This is a genomic window from Bartonella sp. TT110JLCBS (assembly GCF_042193405.1).
In the GTDB taxonomy this organism is placed as follows: Bacteria; Pseudomonadota; Alphaproteobacteria; order Rhizobiales; family Rhizobiaceae; genus Bartonella.
This window is the reverse complement of record NZ_JBHILT010000274.1, coordinates 1-592: the sequence shown is the minus strand read 5'-3', so window position 1 is coordinate 592 and position 592 is coordinate 1. Positions and strand designations below refer to the sequence as shown.

Here is a 592-nt window from a genome sequence, read left to right as displayed (position 1 = left end):
CTCCCACCCCAATAATCGGGCTCACTGCGTTGATAGTTAAAATCCCACGCATCATTCATCCCTAAAATATTTTCTACCCTCAAGCCCGCACTATAACGCGCATAACCCGTGGAAGATTGTCCCATATTGTCATGAGAAACAGTAACCTTGAAAGTTTTATCGGGATGATTGTTAATATTGACAATGGTGCTCCCTTCTTCACGCCCTGGAAGAAGTTCGCTTTGAGCGTGTGCTGAACTCAAACGGTTGATCTGATCAAGCCCCTGTTCAATATCGCGCATGTTCAGAACATGACCTTGAAGCCCAGGAAAAGCACTCCATACAACATTATTATAACGAGACGCCGGTGAACCATTATAGTAAATCTCTGAAAGCTTGCCCTCAACGACAACAAATTTGAGCGTCTTGCTGTTTTTGATATCTTGATCAGGAATATAAAAACGCGCCGTTACATAGCCTTGATCCAAATAAACTTTGGTTAACTTCTTGATTAAGAGCTGAATATCAAAAAGACCAATACATCTTCCAACATAAGGCTCTGTTACGGCTGATATAGAGCGCTTTTTGACATGATGCACTCCCTCAACAACAA

General features: G+C 42.1%; 1 protein-coding gene. It reads right to left on the bottom strand.

All coding sequences use genetic code 11. The features are described from left to right. Positions 1–592: POTRA domain-containing protein (locus ACFILW_RS10905; protein WP_375685843.1), on the bottom strand; the 592-nt coding region annotated here is incomplete at both ends.